Source organism: Neobacillus sp. MER 74 (genome assembly GCF_023714155.1).
Genome location: NZ_JAMAUV010000009.1, coordinates 136,717 through 152,290, shown reverse-complemented (window position 1 = coordinate 152,290; position 15,574 = coordinate 136,717). Strand labels below are relative to the sequence as shown.

The 15,574-nt window shown below is 37.7% G+C and carries 17 protein-coding genes and 1 pseudogene; 5 read left to right on the top strand and 13 right to left on the bottom strand.

What is annotated here, in order from left to right; all coding sequences use genetic code 11:
• Window positions 1-226: 226 nt before the first annotated feature.
• The 4 genes from M3610_RS16600 to fabG all read right to left on the bottom strand — a co-directional run bounded on the left by M3610_RS16600 (window position 227) and on the right by fabG (window position 2,723).
• Complete coding sequence (locus M3610_RS16600; protein WP_251460724.1) at window positions 227-1,000, bottom strand: SDR family oxidoreductase; 774 nt, start codon at window positions 998-1,000, stop codon at window positions 227-229.
• Between the two features lie 84 nt (window positions 1,001-1,084).
• Window positions 1,085-1,492, bottom strand: coding sequence for a MaoC family dehydratase (locus M3610_RS16595; RefSeq protein WP_098575342.1), 408 nt, complete (start codon window positions 1,490-1,492; stop codon window positions 1,085-1,087).
• Window positions 1,489-1,938 (bottom strand): MaoC family dehydratase N-terminal domain-containing protein, encoded by a 450-nt coding sequence (locus tag M3610_RS16590; RefSeq protein WP_251460722.1) that lies wholly within the window; start codon window positions 1,936-1,938, stop codon window positions 1,489-1,491. Before M3610_RS16590 ends, M3610_RS16595 begins: the two co-directional genes overlap by 4 nt.
• 20 nt (window positions 1,939-1,958) lie before the next feature.
• Window positions 1,959-2,723 (bottom strand): 3-oxoacyl-ACP reductase FabG, encoded by a 765-nt coding sequence (fabG, locus tag M3610_RS16585; RefSeq protein WP_098575340.1) that lies wholly within the window; start codon window positions 2,721-2,723, stop codon window positions 1,959-1,961.
• A gap of 257 nt (window positions 2,724-2,980) precedes the next feature.
• Here fabG and M3610_RS16580 point away from each other — a divergent pair, with 257 nt between their 5' ends.
• From M3610_RS16580 to M3610_RS16570, 3 genes are all read left to right on the top strand, one after another.
• Window positions 2,981-3,133: a YpzG family protein gene (locus M3610_RS16580; RefSeq protein ID WP_098575339.1), complete on the top strand. Its 153-nt coding sequence runs from the start codon at window positions 2,981-2,983 to the stop codon at window positions 3,131-3,133.
• 194 nt (window positions 3,134-3,327) lie between these two features.
• Complete coding sequence (locus M3610_RS16575; RefSeq protein WP_251460720.1) at window positions 3,328-3,831, top strand: GNAT family N-acetyltransferase; 504 nt, start codon at window positions 3,328-3,330, stop codon at window positions 3,829-3,831.
• Between the two features lie 104 nt (window positions 3,832-3,935).
• On the top strand, window positions 3,936-5,594 hold the full coding sequence (locus tag M3610_RS16570; RefSeq protein WP_251460718.1) for a PAS domain-containing sensor histidine kinase: 1,659 nt from the start codon (window positions 3,936-3,938) through the stop codon (window positions 5,592-5,594).
• A 22-nt stretch (window positions 5,595-5,616) separates the two neighbouring features.
• Here the strand turns inward: M3610_RS16570 and M3610_RS16565 are convergent, their stop codons facing one another.
• From M3610_RS16565 to M3610_RS16550, 4 genes and pseudogenes are all read right to left on the bottom strand, one after another.
• A complete protein-coding gene (locus M3610_RS16565; RefSeq protein WP_251460716.1) occupies window positions 5,617-6,723 on the bottom strand; it encodes a GerAB/ArcD/ProY family transporter in 1,107 nt (368 codons plus the stop codon).
• A 40-nt stretch (window positions 6,724-6,763) separates the two neighbouring features.
• Window positions 6,764-6,905, bottom strand: a pseudogene (locus M3610_RS28660) (GerAB/ArcD/ProY family transporter); the annotation flags it as partial.
• 33 nt (window positions 6,906-6,938) lie between these two features.
• A complete protein-coding gene (locus M3610_RS16555) occupies window positions 6,939-8,150 on the bottom strand; it encodes a Ger(x)C family spore germination protein (RefSeq protein WP_251460714.1) in 1,212 nt (403 codons plus the stop codon).
• Entirely contained in the window at window positions 8,150-9,736 is a 1,587-nt protein-coding gene (locus M3610_RS16550; RefSeq protein WP_251460782.1) for a spore germination protein, read from the bottom strand. The genes M3610_RS16555 and M3610_RS16550 overlap by 1 nt, the downstream gene beginning before the upstream one ends.
• Window positions 9,737-9,913: 177 nt before the next feature.
• On the opposite strand from M3610_RS16550, the gene M3610_RS28655 reads away from it, so the two are divergent.
• Window positions 9,914-10,174: a YczF family membrane protein gene (locus M3610_RS28655; protein ID WP_483870111.1), complete on the top strand. Its 261-nt coding sequence runs from the start codon at window positions 9,914-9,916 to the stop codon at window positions 10,172-10,174.
• An 18-nt stretch (window positions 10,175-10,192) separates the two neighbouring features.
• On the opposite strand, the gene M3610_RS16545 is transcribed toward M3610_RS28655, so the two are convergent.
• A complete protein-coding gene (locus tag M3610_RS16545) occupies window positions 10,193-10,420 on the bottom strand; it encodes a hypothetical protein (protein ID WP_251460712.1) in 228 nt (75 codons plus the stop codon).
• A 203-nt stretch (window positions 10,421-10,623) separates the two neighbouring features.
• Here M3610_RS16545 and M3610_RS16540 point away from each other — a divergent pair, with 203 nt between their 5' ends.
• A complete protein-coding gene (locus tag M3610_RS16540; RefSeq protein WP_251460711.1) occupies window positions 10,624-11,568 on the top strand; it encodes an aldo/keto reductase family protein in 945 nt (314 codons plus the stop codon).
• Between the two features lie 44 nt (window positions 11,569-11,612).
• On the opposite strand, the gene M3610_RS16535 is transcribed toward M3610_RS16540, so the two are convergent.
• The 4 genes from M3610_RS16535 to M3610_RS16520 all read right to left on the bottom strand — a co-directional run bounded on the left by M3610_RS16535 (window position 11,613) and on the right by M3610_RS16520 (window position 15,382).
• A complete protein-coding gene (locus M3610_RS16535; RefSeq protein WP_251460709.1) occupies window positions 11,613-12,836 on the bottom strand; it encodes an MDR family MFS transporter in 1,224 nt (407 codons plus the stop codon).
• 133 nt (window positions 12,837-12,969) lie between these two features.
• Window positions 12,970-13,236 carry a phage holin gene (locus M3610_RS16530; protein ID WP_098575329.1) on the bottom strand — a complete coding sequence of 89 codons (267 nt, stop codon included), beginning with the start codon at window positions 13,234-13,236 and terminating at the stop codon, window positions 12,970-12,972.
• Window positions 13,237-13,343: 107 nt separating this feature from the next.
• A complete protein-coding gene (locus M3610_RS16525; RefSeq protein WP_098575328.1) occupies window positions 13,344-14,696 on the bottom strand; it encodes an ABC transporter permease in 1,353 nt (450 codons plus the stop codon).
• Entirely contained in the window at window positions 14,693-15,382 is a 690-nt protein-coding gene (locus M3610_RS16520) for an ABC transporter ATP-binding protein (protein ID WP_251460707.1), read from the bottom strand. Before M3610_RS16520 ends, M3610_RS16525 begins: the two co-directional genes overlap by 4 nt.
• Window positions 15,383-15,574 lie beyond the last annotated feature (192 nt).

The following is a 15,574-nucleotide window of genomic DNA, read 5'->3' as shown; positions in this document are numbered from 1 at the left end:
GACAATTTCTATGTATTTAGCAAAATTTGTTTCTAGCAGCTCTATTCTATCGGCGAATTTTTCGACTCTATCAGCGAATTCTCTTGACTCTATCGGCGAATTCTCCGGTTATATCAGCGAATTGCTAAAAAATACTAGACTATCCCCGTTCACTGGGAAATTCCCTCAATTTAATGAGCGAATCAGCAGTATTATAGAGAATCCTCCACTTCAATGAATGAATCCTTTACATCGCATGTGCGCCCCCATCGACCACCAGGACATCACCTGTTACAAAATCGGATGCTGGTGCAGCTAGAAATAGGGCAACACCTTTAAGATCATTTTCAGAACCAAACTTTCTTAATGGTGTACCTTCAAGAATTGCCTCTCCCCCATGATCAAGCAATCCCTTAGACATTTTCGTCGGGAAAAATCCTGGGGCGATCGCATTTACATAAATACCACTTGGCCCCCATTTAACTGCCAAATCCTTCGTAAAAGTAATCACTGCCCCTTTGCTAGAGTTATAGCCAATGGCATTCATATATTTGGGATTACTGCCCTTTAAACCCGCTACTGATGCAATATTAATTATTTTTCCGGATTTTTGTTGAAGCATGACCTTACCAACCGCTTGAGACATTAAGAAAGTACCTGTAACATTAATATCCATTACCTTTTTCCATGCTTCGAGCGGCATTTCTTCGACCGGTGCACCCCAGGTTGCCCCACTATTGTTAACGAGAATATCAATTCGCCCAAATCGCTCCACTGTTTTGTCGACGACATTCTTAATATCCTCTGGTTTTGTGACATCACATTTTAAAGCCAAACTCTCTACACCCACTCTTTTTAACCCTTCACTAATTTCCACACATGCTTCCAATTTTCTTGAACAAACCACTACATTTGCGCCAGCTTCAGCAAAGCCTTCAGCGATCTGCTGCCCCAATCCTCTTCCTCCGCCAGTAACAATAGCTACTTTTCCTGTTAAATCAAATAACTCTTTCACATTCATCCATCGTTCCCCCTATTCCGTTTCATTAGATAACAATAAACCCAGCACCCAAAAGAGATCTCTTGGTGCTGGGTCAGAATTCATTCATGCTTCATATTGTTGATACAAAACTTTCCCTTTTAACACTTCATTCCCATGTTGATTCACAGCCTGCACCGTAAAGCTCAGGATTCTATCCTGCTTTTCTTTCAATGTTGCTTTTAATGTGATTACGTCATTTAAAAATACCATCCCTTTGAAGCGAATAGAGTAATCCTTCATAAAGCCTTCATCATAATACGCAGTAAAAAGCTTGGCAAGATTCCCCATCGTCCACATTCCGTGAGCAATGATTCCTGGTAATCCGGCCTTTTTTGCCTCATCATCAATGGTATGGATTGGGTTAAAGTCTCCAGATGCACCTGAATATTTAATAAGGTCCATCCTTGAAACAGGCTCCAGTTGAATTTCTTTAAGAGACTCTCCGACCTGTAACTGTGTGAGTGTACTCATTTAGCCAACACCTTCCTCACAGCTTCTGATATGACCACCGTAGAGGTTGAACGAAATATTAATCCACTTTCTGTATCCTCCCCAAAGCTTTCAAGAATCAGAAATCCCATTTCTCCGAAGTTCCCTTTTTTCTCAAAATAATTCTTCACTCTGGAATAGCAAATAATCTCCTCACCAACCCTTAGGGGACGTTCATAGTGAAAGGTTTGTTCACCATGGATTAAGCCTTCATTTGGCAGGTTTAATCCTGCAATGTCACCATAATCAAATGTCATTGGAAAGGTTGGCGGGGCAATATTGGATTGATATTTAGACTTTCTTCCCGTTTCCTCATCAAAATAAATTGGATAGAGGTCCCCAATAGCTTCTGCAAATCTCTTAACAGCTCCTCTTTCAACAACATTTTTAACCCTGCTCGATTGATTACCTATCAGTTCTTTAAACAATTCACCCTCACCTCATCTATTTAGCATTTTGGTCCGCCAGCAACATAAATCACTTGACCATTAACGAACGATGAATTTTCATCCGCAAAAAAGGCAACTGCATTGGCAATATCTGCTGGCTTTCCACTTCTGCCAACTGGGATACTTGCCACACTCGCTTGAATGAGCTGTTCAAATGGAATCCCGATTCTAGCAGCAGTTTCTTTGGTCATCTCTGTTTCAATAAATCCAGGGGCTACCGAGTTGGCAGTAATCCCGTATTTCCCTAACTCGATTGCGAGTGTTTTTGTAAAGCCCTGCAACCCCGCCTTGGCGGCAGCATAATTGGCCTGACCGCGATTTCCAAGTGCAGAAGTTGATGAAATATTGATTATACGGCCATATTTATTTTCGACCATATATTTTTGTGCAGCACGGGCTGCATTGAATGACCCTTTTAAGTGCACATCCATGACCATTTGCCAGTCTGAATCTGTCATTTTAAATAATAGATTGTCACGGATTACACCCGCATTATTAACTAAGATATCAATTGATCCGAAAGCTTCATAAACCTCTTTCATCACGGTTTCAACTTGCTCCGCATCCACGACATTTGCAACTTTCGAATACACGTCCACACCTTTTTCTTTCAATGCAATGGTTGTTTCACTTAACGCCTCTTCATTTAAATCAATTAATGCAACCTTAGCCCCTTCTTTGGCAAAAAGCTCAACGATTCCTTTTCCAATTCCACGGCTTCCACCCGTTACAAAAGCTACTTTTCCAGCAAATCTTCCTGTCATTTTTTTTTCTCCTCCGGTATCATTCTTATTCGAAAATTACCAGTTAATTCCATTAAACTATCGTATGCTTAACCATGCTAAAGCATACCTACCGGTTGGTATGTAACTCTATTTTATTCTGAACTTTCAGATATCACAAGTGTTTATTTACATTTAATAATTTCAGTTTCAATGACTATTTTCCTGTTTTTTTACAAATGATAAATATGATATTCAATAGAATATCTTCGTTTCAAATCCTTTAATGAGGTGATTTGATGAGCTATAAAGATCAATTAGATCCGCACTCTGAGCTTTTTCATTATGGTACAACGAGAGCGAAGCATACCAAAGCACAGGTTAATGGACAAACAAAAATGTCTCAAAACCAGATCATTCTAAGGAGTAATGCCAAAGCCCATCGCTGGTAAGGGTTTGGCCAAGAAACGAGTTATGGCAGTTTAGAAATAAATTGTCATAAAATGAAAAGGCCTTTTCTCGGAGAACAATTTCGAGAAAAGGTTTTTCTTTTTTCAATAATCATCGTACGTCGATATTGATAATGTTAGTTCCAAAAGATAATATAAAATCTATTAGACCATAAAAAACTGGAGTGGTAATTGACATGTTTGATGACTTTACGATTAGAGATGCAAATTTGAGTGATTTGGCAGCCATTATTGATATTTACAATACAACCATAGCAAGCAGGATGGTTACAGCCGATTTAGAACCAATTTCAGTGGAGAATCGGTTACAATGGTTTCATGAACATTCACCTGCTTTTCGCCCATTATGGGTTGTGGAAGACAAAGGTGTAATTTGCGCATGGGTAAGCTTCCAATCCTTTTACGGGCGCAAAGCTTATAATCCAACGGCGGAAATCAGTATTTATATTCATCCAGACTTTCGAGGGAGAAAACTAGGTAAATTTTTAATTCAAAAGGCAATAGATGCTTGTCCAGGCTTAAACATCAAATCACTGCTTGGCTTTATTTTTGGTCATAACGAACCTAGTATCAAGCTTTTTAAAGGATTTGGTTTTGAGAAATGGGCCCATCTTCCAAATATAGCTGAACTAGATGGCGTTGAGAGAGATTTACTTATTCTTGGGAAAAGAATCCAATAATTAAAGGGATTCTACAATTTCTACCATTGTATTATTCCAATATAATGGATTTTCTAGTACTATAGACTATGTACCATATTTATTGAACAGAACTGGAGATTTCCATGAATAAAAAAAGGCTGATCCTGTTTTACTTAATTACAAGTATTATTTGGATCTTTGGGTCCAATTATTTAATTGAAAAGTTTATACCCTCTTCAATAGTTTATGCATTTGAAAGGGCAAAAGAGATTTTATATATATTGGTGACCGGAGGATTTCTTTATTTTTTTATTAGTAAAAAAGAGGAATTATCTGCTTCCCAGGAGGATCAAAAACGGTTATCTACACTAATTAATTCAATGGTTGATTTTGTTAACTTTAAGGATGGACAAGGACGATGGATCGAAGCCAATGAATTTGGGTTACATTTGTTTCAACTTGAGAATGTGGATTATCGAGGGAAAAAGGACTCTGAATTAGCCAATTATACTGACTTTTATGGTGATGCACTCAGATATTGTGAAATTTCTGATGAAGAAGCATGGAATAATCGGTCCATTACTCGGATTGAAGAAGTCCTTCCTGTCCCAGACGGGTCAGTAAAAATCTTTGACACGATTAAAGTGCCTTTATTTAATAGTGATGGCAGTCGGCAAGGCTTGGTAATCATCGGTCGTGATATTACCGAGAAAAAGGAAATGGCGTTAAAATTGGCAGAAAGTCAGCAACAATATAAATCACTGTTTGAATACAGTCCAGATATTGTTTATATGATGGATTTGAGTGGAACTGTTACCAATTTAAATTCACAATATGATGTCATTACCGGTTTTAAACGAGAAGAAATGATTGGAAAAAATATAATAAATTTATTACCGAAAAGGTATATCAGATATCTGCCTGAATTTATATCCACGGTTGTTGAAGAAATTAAACCAGTCTTGTATGAGATCAACATTCCACATGCAAACGGGAATCGGATCATCTTACAATGTACCTCCCTCCCAATTATTATAAATGGGAAGATTGCTGGAATTATTGGCTATGGCAGTGATGTCACCAAATTAAGAGAAACTGAAGAACGTCTTAGAAGGACGGAAAAGTTATCGATTGTAGGTGAATTATCTGCAAGTGTTGCTCATGAAATTAGGAATCCACTGACATCTTTAAAAGGGTTTGTTCAGCTTTTACAAATAGAAGATAGTAAGCACGATTACTATTATCAAATTATGTTAGACGAATTAAACCGAATCAATCATATTGTTGGAGAACTTTTATTATTAGCCAAACCGCAAATATTAAAATATACCCAAGCAGTCCTTCAAAAGATATTGAAGGATGTCATTTCATTGTTGAGCACCGAAGCCAGTTTATACAATGTCCAAATCGAATCCTCCTTTCCAGAGAATGAAATTTTGATTGAGTGTGAACCCAACCAACTCAAACAATTATTTATCAATCTTATTAAGAATTCGATTGAAGCTTCACCAAAGGGTGGAACTGTTTCAATTCATTTAGAACAGTTAGAAGAAAATAAAGTAGTAATCAATATTAATGACACTGGCTGTGGAATTTCAAAAGAAAGATTAGAGAAAATTGGCGAACCATTTTATTCTTCAAAAGAAAAAGGAACAGGGCTCGGATTAACGGTAAGTTTCAAGATTGTTGAATCACACCAAGGCACGATACATTTCAACAGTCAAAAGTATCAAGGGACATCTGTCCAGATATCCCTGCCTGTTAAGCAAAATACTCACCGATTGGCCAATGAAAAAATATAATAAATAATTTAAGCCCGAGCTATCATGCCGGGCTTTTCTTTTTCTTCTTATTCCGGAAAAAGGCAATAATTAGTAGGGAAGACGGGATGATTATTTGAAATGGCCAATGCAAATAAAGTGGGACCAAAACCAACCCTTCCTTTATATGTTCTGCATAATTGGAAGCAATGGTAACTGATGCAAATAAAACGATTAGACCTAAAGGGAAGCCAATTTTGCGTTGATTAGGAATTCGAAAGATATCCGCTGCACCAGCTACTGCTGCATAAAAGTAAATTGCAATTTTGAAAAAACCGCCAATAATTAGATAGAGCATAAATAATACGTCTAAACGTTCAATAAAATCAGCAATTTGAATTCGGCCAACAGTGGTTAAAAGTGGGAAAGTAGATCGATAAAAAAGAGCCACTCCTAATACAGAAATATTTACGATTACTGTTATGGTAATATTTATCCCACTTAAGATCATCCCACTCAAACAAACAATCTTAGCCTTCTTTTTATCCCTTAAGAATGGAAGCAGCATCGTAAATACGACCATTTCTCCAAAGGGAAAGGTAATGGTTTGCGTTAGAAATGTTTTTATGACAGGTTTCATCCCGTTTTCTAAAATTGGTTTTAAATTTCCTAAATGGATCAAACCAGAAAATACAATTAAGAGCATTCCTAATATCGCTGTCACATAGACAACTCCAAAGAAAATTTCTCCAACCCTTGATATTACTTCAAATCCTTTATGGATAGCATAAATTATCGTAAGAATCATTAAGGAATTAATGACAAATAAAGGCGTACTGTTATAAATGGTCGAAGATAATAACTCTCCAAAATCCCGTAAAACTCTTGATGCACAATATAAAAAATAAACAACATATAATACTCCAATTAACCGGCCAAACCATTTCCCAATTATTTTTTGAAGATAACTAGTTAAGGGCAGGTCAGGATAGTACACAAATAATCGATAATAAACATAAAAGACCATTAATCCACCGATTAAACCCATCAATACAGCAATCCATGCATCCTGTTTGGCACCTGCTGCAATCCCCACCAGAATTGCACTGCCCATTTCAAACAATACAACTAGGACAAATAATTGGGTTGTACTAATTTTTGCTTTTTCCATGTACGTAAGTTCCCCCCCTTAAAAAGGGTTAAATATTGATTCCGCCAGCTAATCCGAACAAGATAGCGATCCAGGCGTCCTGTTTCACATCAGATCCAGGACCAAGTAGAAGTGCGCTGCCCATTTCGAAACAATACAATGAGCACGAACAATTGGAATCCACTTATTTTTGCCTTTTCCATTTAAAAGTGCCCCCCACACATTCATCTCTTTCATTATTTATTGATATCTGACCAAAATGGATTCGTTCGAACCCCTTCACGCCGGACGTAAGAATCCACCTTAACATTCACCTCAAGGTTTGCAAAATAATTGTTCCAATCTCCTTTTAGCTTTTTCCATAGGTTCGGGTTGGCTTTATGAACCACATCACCAAACCCGAAGATGTCGCACTTTAGCCGCTTTGCCTCCTTCACAGTTGACTGTACTTCCTTCTTAATCGATTTCTCTGTTAACTTTTCAATTTTCCCGATTGTTTTTGGATCCATCAAGTCAATAGCTGTATTTGCTTCACTTAACCAGCCCTCATTCTCAATCTTTATATTGATAACGGGTTTTCCATTTTTAAATGCCGTTGAAACCTTGGTTTTTGACCGAATAGGAGCCACACTAAGGGCATTTTTCTTCCCATTCCATTTAAGCGTAATATCGGTACTTTTTGCTTTATTTAAAATCCATATGACCCCACGAGACTTTTTATTTTCAATCCAATCTATCAATGCTCCATCTTTCATAACTGCCAGCCCATCTGCCGCGAGAAAAGCGTCGGTTGTCGTTTTTTGCAAGTTGATTGCCTTGTTGGCTTCTTCTTTCATACCAATTAGTTTATACCCATTTATAATTGGTTCTTTCCCGTTTCCGACGATTCCGTCAATCAAATCATCAATACTTATACTCATATTCTCGCCTTTCATTGCCTCTGTAAATTTTAACTCTTTAGTAATTTTGGTTACTGGAAGTTTATCAAGAATAGTCAGAGTAGTGACGATTTCCTCTGCGCTAGCATCTCTTGAAATAACGATCTCTGTTGTAGTTCTAAACTCTGGGTCCCTTGCGAAGGCGTCTAATAAATTAAGCATCAATGTTCTATCTTTAGCTACTTCTTCACTGACAACCACTAAATTGGTGTGCGCATAATATAAACGGCGAGAGACCTTTTTCGTTGCATTTCTCGCTGCTTCTGTAATCGTCCTCCCCTTGCTTTTATAAACGGCAATCGGCAGACCTTGACCTCCTCCAGTTTGTCCTGCTGAAACATTCGCAGGATTAACAAGCTGAAAGGAGACATGGTACAAATTATCGTCTCCCCGATCAATACCCAGTGCCATCACAAAGGCCAAGTCTGTGAGTTCTTTCTGATTCCAACATGCACTGAGGATTGGTATAAACATTATTAATACCAACATCACAAGCAAGAATTTTTTCATTATTCTTCACCATTTTTAGATTGATTTTCCGATTGCTTTGGAGGTTCAGGCTTTTGGTTTTCCCCGGTTCTTTTCATGTTCCCTTTACTAATAAACATAGGCCTATTTTTCATAGCCCAGACAGGAAAACGAACAAATGCATCTTGTTGATTATGAAGGTTAAAAGGTGCCAGCGGCATCATGTACGGAATTCCAAATGAACGAAGTGAACATAAATGGATCGTCATGAACATTAGCCCTAACATGATTCCATAAAATCCTAATACTGTCGCTAATCCCATTAAAACAAAGCGAACTAATCTTGCTGCAATCGCCATAGCAAAAACGGGAGTGGAAAAATTTGCGATGGCGGTAATCGAAACCACAATAACCATTACTGGCGAAACGAACCCAGCCTGTACTGCGGCCTGCCCAATAACCAGGGCCCCTACTATCGAAACGGCTTGGCCAACAGCCCTTGGAAGTCTTAAACCCGCTTCCCTTAATATTTCAAACGTTACTTCCATAATTAATGCCTCAACAAAGGCTGGAAATGGAACACTTTCACGTTGGGCCGCAATAGCGATTGCCATGGTTGTCGGAATCATTTCTTGATGAAAGGTAGTCGCGGCAATATAAACGGATGGTCCAATTACGGCAATAAGGAAGGCTAGAATTCTTAATATTCGTATACCAGTTGAAATGTCAAATCGTGAATAATAATCATCTGGTGCTTGGAAAAATTGAATAAAGATAGCTGGAACTGTCACAACAAATGGGGTGCCATCACAAATGATCGCAATTCTTCCCTCCAATAAATGAGATGTTACGACATCGGGTCGTTCTGAATGGTACGTTGTTGGGAATGTTGTCCAAGTTTGATCCTCAATTAATTGCTCTACATAACCAGAACCGAGGATTGAATCGATATTGATTCGTTGAAGCCTTTCTTTAACTTCTCCAACAATTTTGTCATTGGCAATTCCATCAATATATAAGATGGCGATATCCGTTTGGGAAACAGTACCTATTTTCATGGAATCTACCCTTAAGTTAGGACTCTTTATACGACGGCGGATCAAAGCTGTATTCGTCCTGAGTGTCTCCGTAAACGAATCTTTTGGACCTCGAATCGACAATTGGGTTGAGGGCTCTGAAATGGCCCGTTTTTCCCATCCTTTGGTTTCACCGCTAATTGCTTTGTTACAACCTTGTAAAAAGATGACGGTATTTCCAGAAAATAATGAATCAAATACTTGATTCCAATCTTCAATAGTCTTCACATTGCCCAGTGCCATGGCTTCATCCATCATGAATTGAAAAATATCGATTGGTCCTCCGGGTACTTCTATTTCTATCACTGATTCTAGAATATAGTCGGCAATGGCTTGATCACTAGCCAATCCATCAATAAAAACAAGGCCGCCTTTATGGGAACCAATCTTAAACTCGCGAATGTTCACATCGCTGCTATTGCCAGTTTCCTCTTTTATACGAGCGATATTTTCTTGATAATCTCTAAAAATAGGCAAATCCTCTGGTTTTTGCGGATCTTGTTTTTGCTTATAATTATCGTCCTGTCTCTTTTTTTGTTTAGTTTTGAGCATTTTAGACAAAATCGACACAATACCCGCCTCACTTACGATTATTTATATCTTTTTACCCATTATTGGATAGATTGCCCAAAGGTTACCACTTTATCCCATTGAAAACGGTTAAAACAAGCATGATAAACATTTTTAAACTGGAATAAGGAACAGCAAAGAATTAAACAATAAAGATATATGACCCCAAAAGGTGTGATGAGGTTGAAAATATTTTTTGTATCAGGCTTATTGGCGACTTTTAGTATAATCCTAATTGTTTCACTAGATCTTTTAATGGGTATAAGTTTTTCAGGAATTATTTGGAAGGCGGTAAACCCTTTTAAAGTAATGGAACCCGCTGAATATGTAATAATTTTTTTATTTCTATTGTTTTTCATCATCGATACCTTTGGCGGTTATTTAAATAAGAAAAAGAAAAAACAAAATCCCACGAATTAAAATGAATAAGAGCCTCCCTTATAATGGAAGGCCCTTATCTGTCTTCGTTTTTGGTAATTCTTTTTCTCTTTTGCGGAACAACCTTTTAATTAATACAACCGTACCTAGTACTAGTCTACTTAACCATCTCCTTTTACCTTTTATATTTGGCCCATACACATACCGATTCCAAAAATAATAGGTAAATTCCTCAACTATCAGCAATAGGACAAACAATAGTGATGAAATAATGATCCAAAACCACATTGTAAGAACTCCTTTTCAAATAGATAATAAATCTTATTCGAAAAAACCTAATAGAAAAGCTATCACAAATTTTCGTATAATTTACTTTGTAAATATCTGTATATTCTTATTTTAGCAAAAACTCACTAAATTGTGGACTTTTAGGTAAATTTTGTTGTATTTTTATTTTGAGTAACGAAATTTTTCAGGAGGGAATTAATAAAATGGAATATCGTCGATTAGGAAACACTGGCTTAAAGGTAAGTGAAATAAGCTTAGGAAGCTGGCTTACATACGGAGGCTATGTAGAGGAACAAAATGCAGCCGCTTCAATTGATAAAGCCTACGAATTAGGGATCAACTTTTTTGATACGGCCAATGTTTATATGCGTGGGGAAGCTGAAATCGTAGTAGGAAAGGCCCTAAAAAAATATGTACGTGATTCTTTTGTATTGGCTACTAAAGTATTCTGGCCAATGGGTGATGGTCCGAATGATAAAGGATTATCTCGTAAGCATGTAATTGAACAATGCCATGCTAGTCTTAAACGTCTTAACACTGATTATGTAGACGTATATTATTGCCATCGTTATGACCCTCATACACCGCTCGACGAAACTTTACGTGCACTTGATGATTTAGTCCGTCAAGGAAAAGTCTTATATGTTGGAGTAAGTGAGTGGACGGCTGAACAAATTACCGAAGCTGTTCATCTTGCCGACAAAAAGCTGCTTGACCGTATAGTAGTAAATCAGCCGCAATACAGCATGCTGCAACGTTATATTGAAAAAGAAGTCCTGCCTGTAAGTGAAAAGCATGGAATTGGGCAGGTTGTCTGGTCTCCGCTCGCCCAGGGTGTCCTTACTGGCAAGTATAAAAAAGGCCAACAAGCTCCAACCGGGAGCAGGGCTTCACAGGAAAAATACAGCAATCTTTTTGGCTTATTAACGGATGAGAACCTTGATAAAGTAGAACTTTTAAAAGAGGTAGCCCAAGACAATGAACTTTCCCTCGCTAATCTTGCCCTTGCTTGGATCTTGCGGCAAGAGAATGTAGCCAGTGCACTTGTCGGTGCAAGCCGTCCTGAGCAATTGGAGGAAAATGTTAAAGCGTCGGGTGTTAAGCTTAACGATGAAACTCTGGCAAGAATTGAAGATATCCTTAGATAGATAAAGATGATGCCTCCGGTTTTCTTTCCAGAGGCATTTTTTACTCAAATTGTTTTCTCAAGGTTTGGAGTTTTTTCGTTAATTCTGTAAAATTTATTTCCTGCTAAGAAGAAAACCACACTCCCCAGGGTTGTGATCGTGAGAACCCAAAACATGATTTGGCCTTGAAACTGACTAAGTAGAAAGCCGCCAATAATTGGCCCTAAAAAATTTCCAATCTTCCGAAATTGTGCTGCCCCGAAATAAGTTCCACGCAAATGTTCGGGTGCCAATTGATCAATCATCATGCTGTTGGAAGGGAAAATTAAAATTTCACCTATGGTTAGGAACACAATGGCTAGGATGGCAGATATCCAGCCGTTCACAAAACTAAAGACAACTAATCCGGTTGCCATAAATACAGCACCGACAACCATTACCTGCATTAACCGGAACTTCTCAGCAATATGACTAATGGGCATTTGCAGGAAAACAACCATTACCGCATTTATTGTAATCAGTGTTGAAAAAATGACAATGCCATTTTCGACTGTACCTTCAAGTATTTGCGGCAAGTTGGAATCAATTTGTACATAGCCCATATTGACCAAAATAATACCAATGATTAGATACCTTAATGCTTTATCCGTTCTAATAATTTTAAATGCATCACCGAAAGAGACACCCTTTTTGTTTTGTCCAGGCTGAGTTAGGACTAGTCTCTTCATCAGGTACACTAGCACCATTGCATACATTAAATAAGTGGTTCCAGTTATTGCAAAGGATAGCTTTGCGGATGTACTGGCTAAGTATGCTCCAACTAACGGACCTACCGATGCTCCAATATTCATGGCTGTATATCGTAATGAATATACCTTCATCCGCTTTTCTTTATCGGTTAAATCCGCCATAAGGGCTTGAGCGGTTGGCTCAAAAAATGAGTTGGACAGTCCGTTTAATGCGTTTAAAAGGATAAACCAGCCCTCACTATTTGCAACCGTAAATCCATAATAAACAAGGGCGACCGTAAATAATGAGATGAGCATGACAGGTTTACGTCCAAACCGATCTGATAAATGACCGCCAATAAAACCACCAACTGTTGCCATTAATGGACTCATCCCTACGGTTAAGCCGATGACGATTGGCGACAGATCCATATGCCTGGATAAGTAGATAGATAGGAAAGGAAGAGTCATAAAAGAAGCGCCTCGTGATAAAACGGTTCCTATTAATAACACCCAGACGATTGGATGAAATTGCCTGATATAGTTTTTTACTTTTACCATATATATGTACTGCCTCTCAGAATTTTTTTTAGTCAATATCTAGTAAATCAATTTGTATGACTAATGTAAAGAATTTTCTCACTGTTCTAAGAACAAAAAAGCCAGTCCCGATTATGGAACTGACTATATTACACTAGTTTGGATCCTTGTATGTTAACGCTCGTTCACTATCCTTATATCCCTTTGTGGTTGGATCCTGTACTATTCCTAACAACGACAACACAACAAAGACGGCATTAACAAAAGTTAACACACTATTCTGTATCGAATCAGTCAGCTGAAAATCAATGATTCCAAAGGAATTTAAACACTCTAGCAGCATCTGAGCCACAATCATAATTTGGGATACAAATGCGATTACCCAGTTCTTGTTTCTTAATCGGACTTTCCAGTTAATCATCTTCCCCATCCTCTCCCTTTATAGTTAACAATCTTTCTATTAACATATGCTTGGATGAGGAAATGGTTGTCCGCAAGTATCAAAGGTTTTAATCTTTATTCATTACATTACACTTCTCTTCTCATAGCTTTTAAGACATCAACCTTTGTTGCGCGCTGTGCTGGGCGTAATCCTGAAATGATAGTTACAGCGTAACAAATTACCACACAGATAATCGGTAAAACAAGCGGAATATCACTAAAAATTAGGTCTAATTCTGTTTCTTGGCCAAACGCCTGTTTGATAATTAATGGAATGGCAAAATTTACCGTATAGCTAATTCCATACGAAACGATCGTCCCAATAAGAGCACCGATTAGCCCAATATAACTGCTTTCAAGCAGAAAGATTCGTTTAATGGTTTTCGGGTTGGCACCGATTGCTTTCATGATGCCAATATCAGGGGCCCGCTCAGTCACCGCCATCGTCATCGTATTGTAAATACCAATGGAAGCAATGAGAATAGCAATTGTACCAATAAATATAAGGCCAGCCTTTGCAATCATAAACACCATATTGACCTCTTTTAATTCATTGACAACAGAATATGTTGCATAATTCTTTTCTTTTAATTGGTCAGAGATACTTTGGACTGCTTCCATGTTTTTTGCATAAATCTTTACTTCATCATACATATTTTTATTGTTTACAAGATCTTCCGGTATCTCTTTTGTATTAATATCCAACATGTATCCTTTGGGTGTCCCCGTAAACCTCTCAATTTCAGTTAACATCTCATCAGAAATAAAGACACTACTATCCTGTGCCCATTCTTTTGTTGGCTTTTTAGAGATACCCACTATTTTTAATGGGATCTTTTTTTCTATTTGTTTTCCCTCTTTAAACTGTTGGACAGTTAATACAATGTCCTTTCCAAGTAACTCTCCTTTATAGAGATACTCACCTTTAATCTGTCCTTTTTCATTATACAAATCTTCGCCCGCATCCTTGTCAGCAAGATTAGTTAAGAAATTATAGCCAATGACCACTTCATTTTTCCCTTTTGGCAAATGCCCTTCCGATAATTCAAAACCAGCTTTTAATTCAGCTGGAAAATTCGCCACAAAGGTTGGTGCCGATTCTTGATATTTTCCAATTGAAAAAACACCCTCCTGCTGTAACATTTTCCTTCTTGTCACCGCTTTTACATCGTTTATCTTTTCAAACAATTGGACATCTTTATCATTTAATGCGCGATAAACCCCTTCATCTTTTGTTTCCTTACCATGAACATCAATTTGGGTTATGACCCTTCGTTCGGTGATTTCCTTTACCACCGATTTCTGTAATCCAAACCCTACTGAAGCGAGTACAATTAAGAAGGCACAACCCATCGCTGTGGCAAGAATCGTCATAAATACTCTTGTTCTATTTTTCTTCATATTCTGGCGGACGAAGCGAAATTGATCTCTTAGTTTCATACCAGCACCTCCTCAACCATGCGGCCATCTATTAACTCAATCTTGCGTTTCCCGATCTCAGCCACTTTGTCATCATGAGTGATAATCAAAAAGGTGATTCCCAAATCTCTGTTTAATTCTTTAATGAATTTCAATAACTCTTCCTCTGTTTCACTATCAAGGCTGCCTGTTGGTTCATCGGCAAGAATAATCGGGGGATTGACAATTAAGGCACGAGCGATACTTACCCGCTGCTGCTGCCCGCCTGACAGCTCTCCAGGATAATGATCCTGGTAATCTAGCAATCCCACTTTTTGCAGCATACTTTCGGTTTGCACTTTTCTTTCCTTTTCATTTACACCTTTTAAAATCAACGGCAATTCTACGTTTTGAAAAGCGGTCATGCTCGGTATCAATTGAAAGCTTTGAAAAATAAATCCTAGATGATTAATTCGGAAATCCGCGAATCTTGATTCATTTAATTCCGAAACCTTTTCCCCGCTAATCCAAATTTCACCCTCTTTCGGATGAATAAAACCACTAATCAAGTTAAGGAGCGTCGATTTTCCAGAACCGCTTCTCCCGACAATAGTGACGATTTCACCCTTTTCTACACTAAAAGAAATATCTCTCAGTACTGGAATAACCGTTTGCTGTCCTTTCTTTCCAATTACAAAGTCATGACTTAAATTATTAATTGTAATCATAATTTCCTCCTGTTTCCCAATCGCTTCACCCTAATAGACGAAGCCTACTCACTTAACCCCTACAAAGTTAATAAAATTTTTTATAACTGGTTGGATTCACTTAAGTTTTTTTGGTTACATATGGGAATATTACTTGCTATATGGGCTTTTACTAGTCTTTTTGATTGATAATATTTATAATGAATGAAAATT

What these genes read in the sequence shown, in the direction of transcription:
- M3610_RS16565 (WP_251460716.1), bottom strand. Translation starts at nt 6,723, where the DNA reads ATGGAAAAAGCAAAAATTAGTACAACCCAATTATTTGTCCTAGTTGTA.
- M3610_RS16535 (WP_251460709.1), bottom strand. Translation starts at nt 12,836, where the DNA reads ATGGTAAAAGTAAAAAACTATATCAGGCAATTTCATCCAATCGTCTGG.
- M3610_RS16540 (WP_251460711.1), top strand. Translation starts at nt 10,624, where the DNA reads ATGGAATATCGTCGATTAGGAAACACTGGCTTAAAGGTAAGTGAAATA.
- M3610_RS16575 (WP_251460720.1), top strand. Translation starts at nt 3,328, where the DNA reads ATGTTTGATGACTTTACGATTAGAGATGCAAATTTGAGTGATTTGGCA.
- M3610_RS16580 (WP_098575339.1), top strand. Translation starts at nt 2,981, where the DNA reads ATGAGCTATAAAGATCAATTAGATCCGCACTCTGAGCTTTTTCATTAT.
- M3610_RS16600 (WP_251460724.1), bottom strand. Translation starts at nt 1,000, where the DNA reads ATGAATGTGAAAGAGTTATTTGATTTAACAGGAAAAGTAGCTATTGTT.
- M3610_RS16555 (WP_251460714.1), bottom strand. Translation starts at nt 8,150, where the DNA reads ATGAAAAAATTCTTGCTTGTGATGTTGGTATTAATAATGTTTATACCA.
- M3610_RS16550 (WP_251460782.1), bottom strand. Translation starts at nt 9,736, where the DNA reads ATGCTCAAAACTAAACAAAAAAAGAGACAGGACGATAATTATAAGCAA.
- M3610_RS16545 (WP_251460712.1), bottom strand. Translation starts at nt 10,420, where the DNA reads ATGTGGTTTTGGATCATTATTTCATCACTATTGTTTGTCCTATTGCTG.
- M3610_RS16525 (WP_098575328.1), bottom strand. Translation starts at nt 14,696, where the DNA reads ATGAAACTAAGAGATCAATTTCGCTTCGTCCGCCAGAATATGAAGAAA.
- fabG (WP_098575340.1), bottom strand. Translation starts at nt 2,723, where the DNA reads ATGACAGGAAGATTTGCTGGAAAAGTAGCTTTTGTAACGGGTGGAAGC.
- M3610_RS16530 (WP_098575329.1), bottom strand. Translation starts at nt 13,236, where the DNA reads ATGATTAACTGGAAAGTCCGATTAAGAAACAAGAACTGGGTAATCGCA.
- M3610_RS16595 (WP_098575342.1), bottom strand. Translation starts at nt 1,492, where the DNA reads ATGAGTACACTCACACAGTTACAGGTCGGAGAGTCTCTTAAAGAAATT.
- M3610_RS28655 (WP_483870111.1), top strand. Translation starts at nt 9,914, where the DNA reads ATGACCCCAAAAGGTGTGATGAGGTTGAAAATATTTTTTGTATCAGGC.
- M3610_RS16570 (WP_251460718.1), top strand. Translation starts at nt 3,936, where the DNA reads ATGAATAAAAAAAGGCTGATCCTGTTTTACTTAATTACAAGTATTATT.
- M3610_RS16520 (WP_251460707.1), bottom strand. Translation starts at nt 15,382, where the DNA reads ATGATTACAATTAATAATTTAAGTCATGACTTTGTAATTGGAAAGAAA.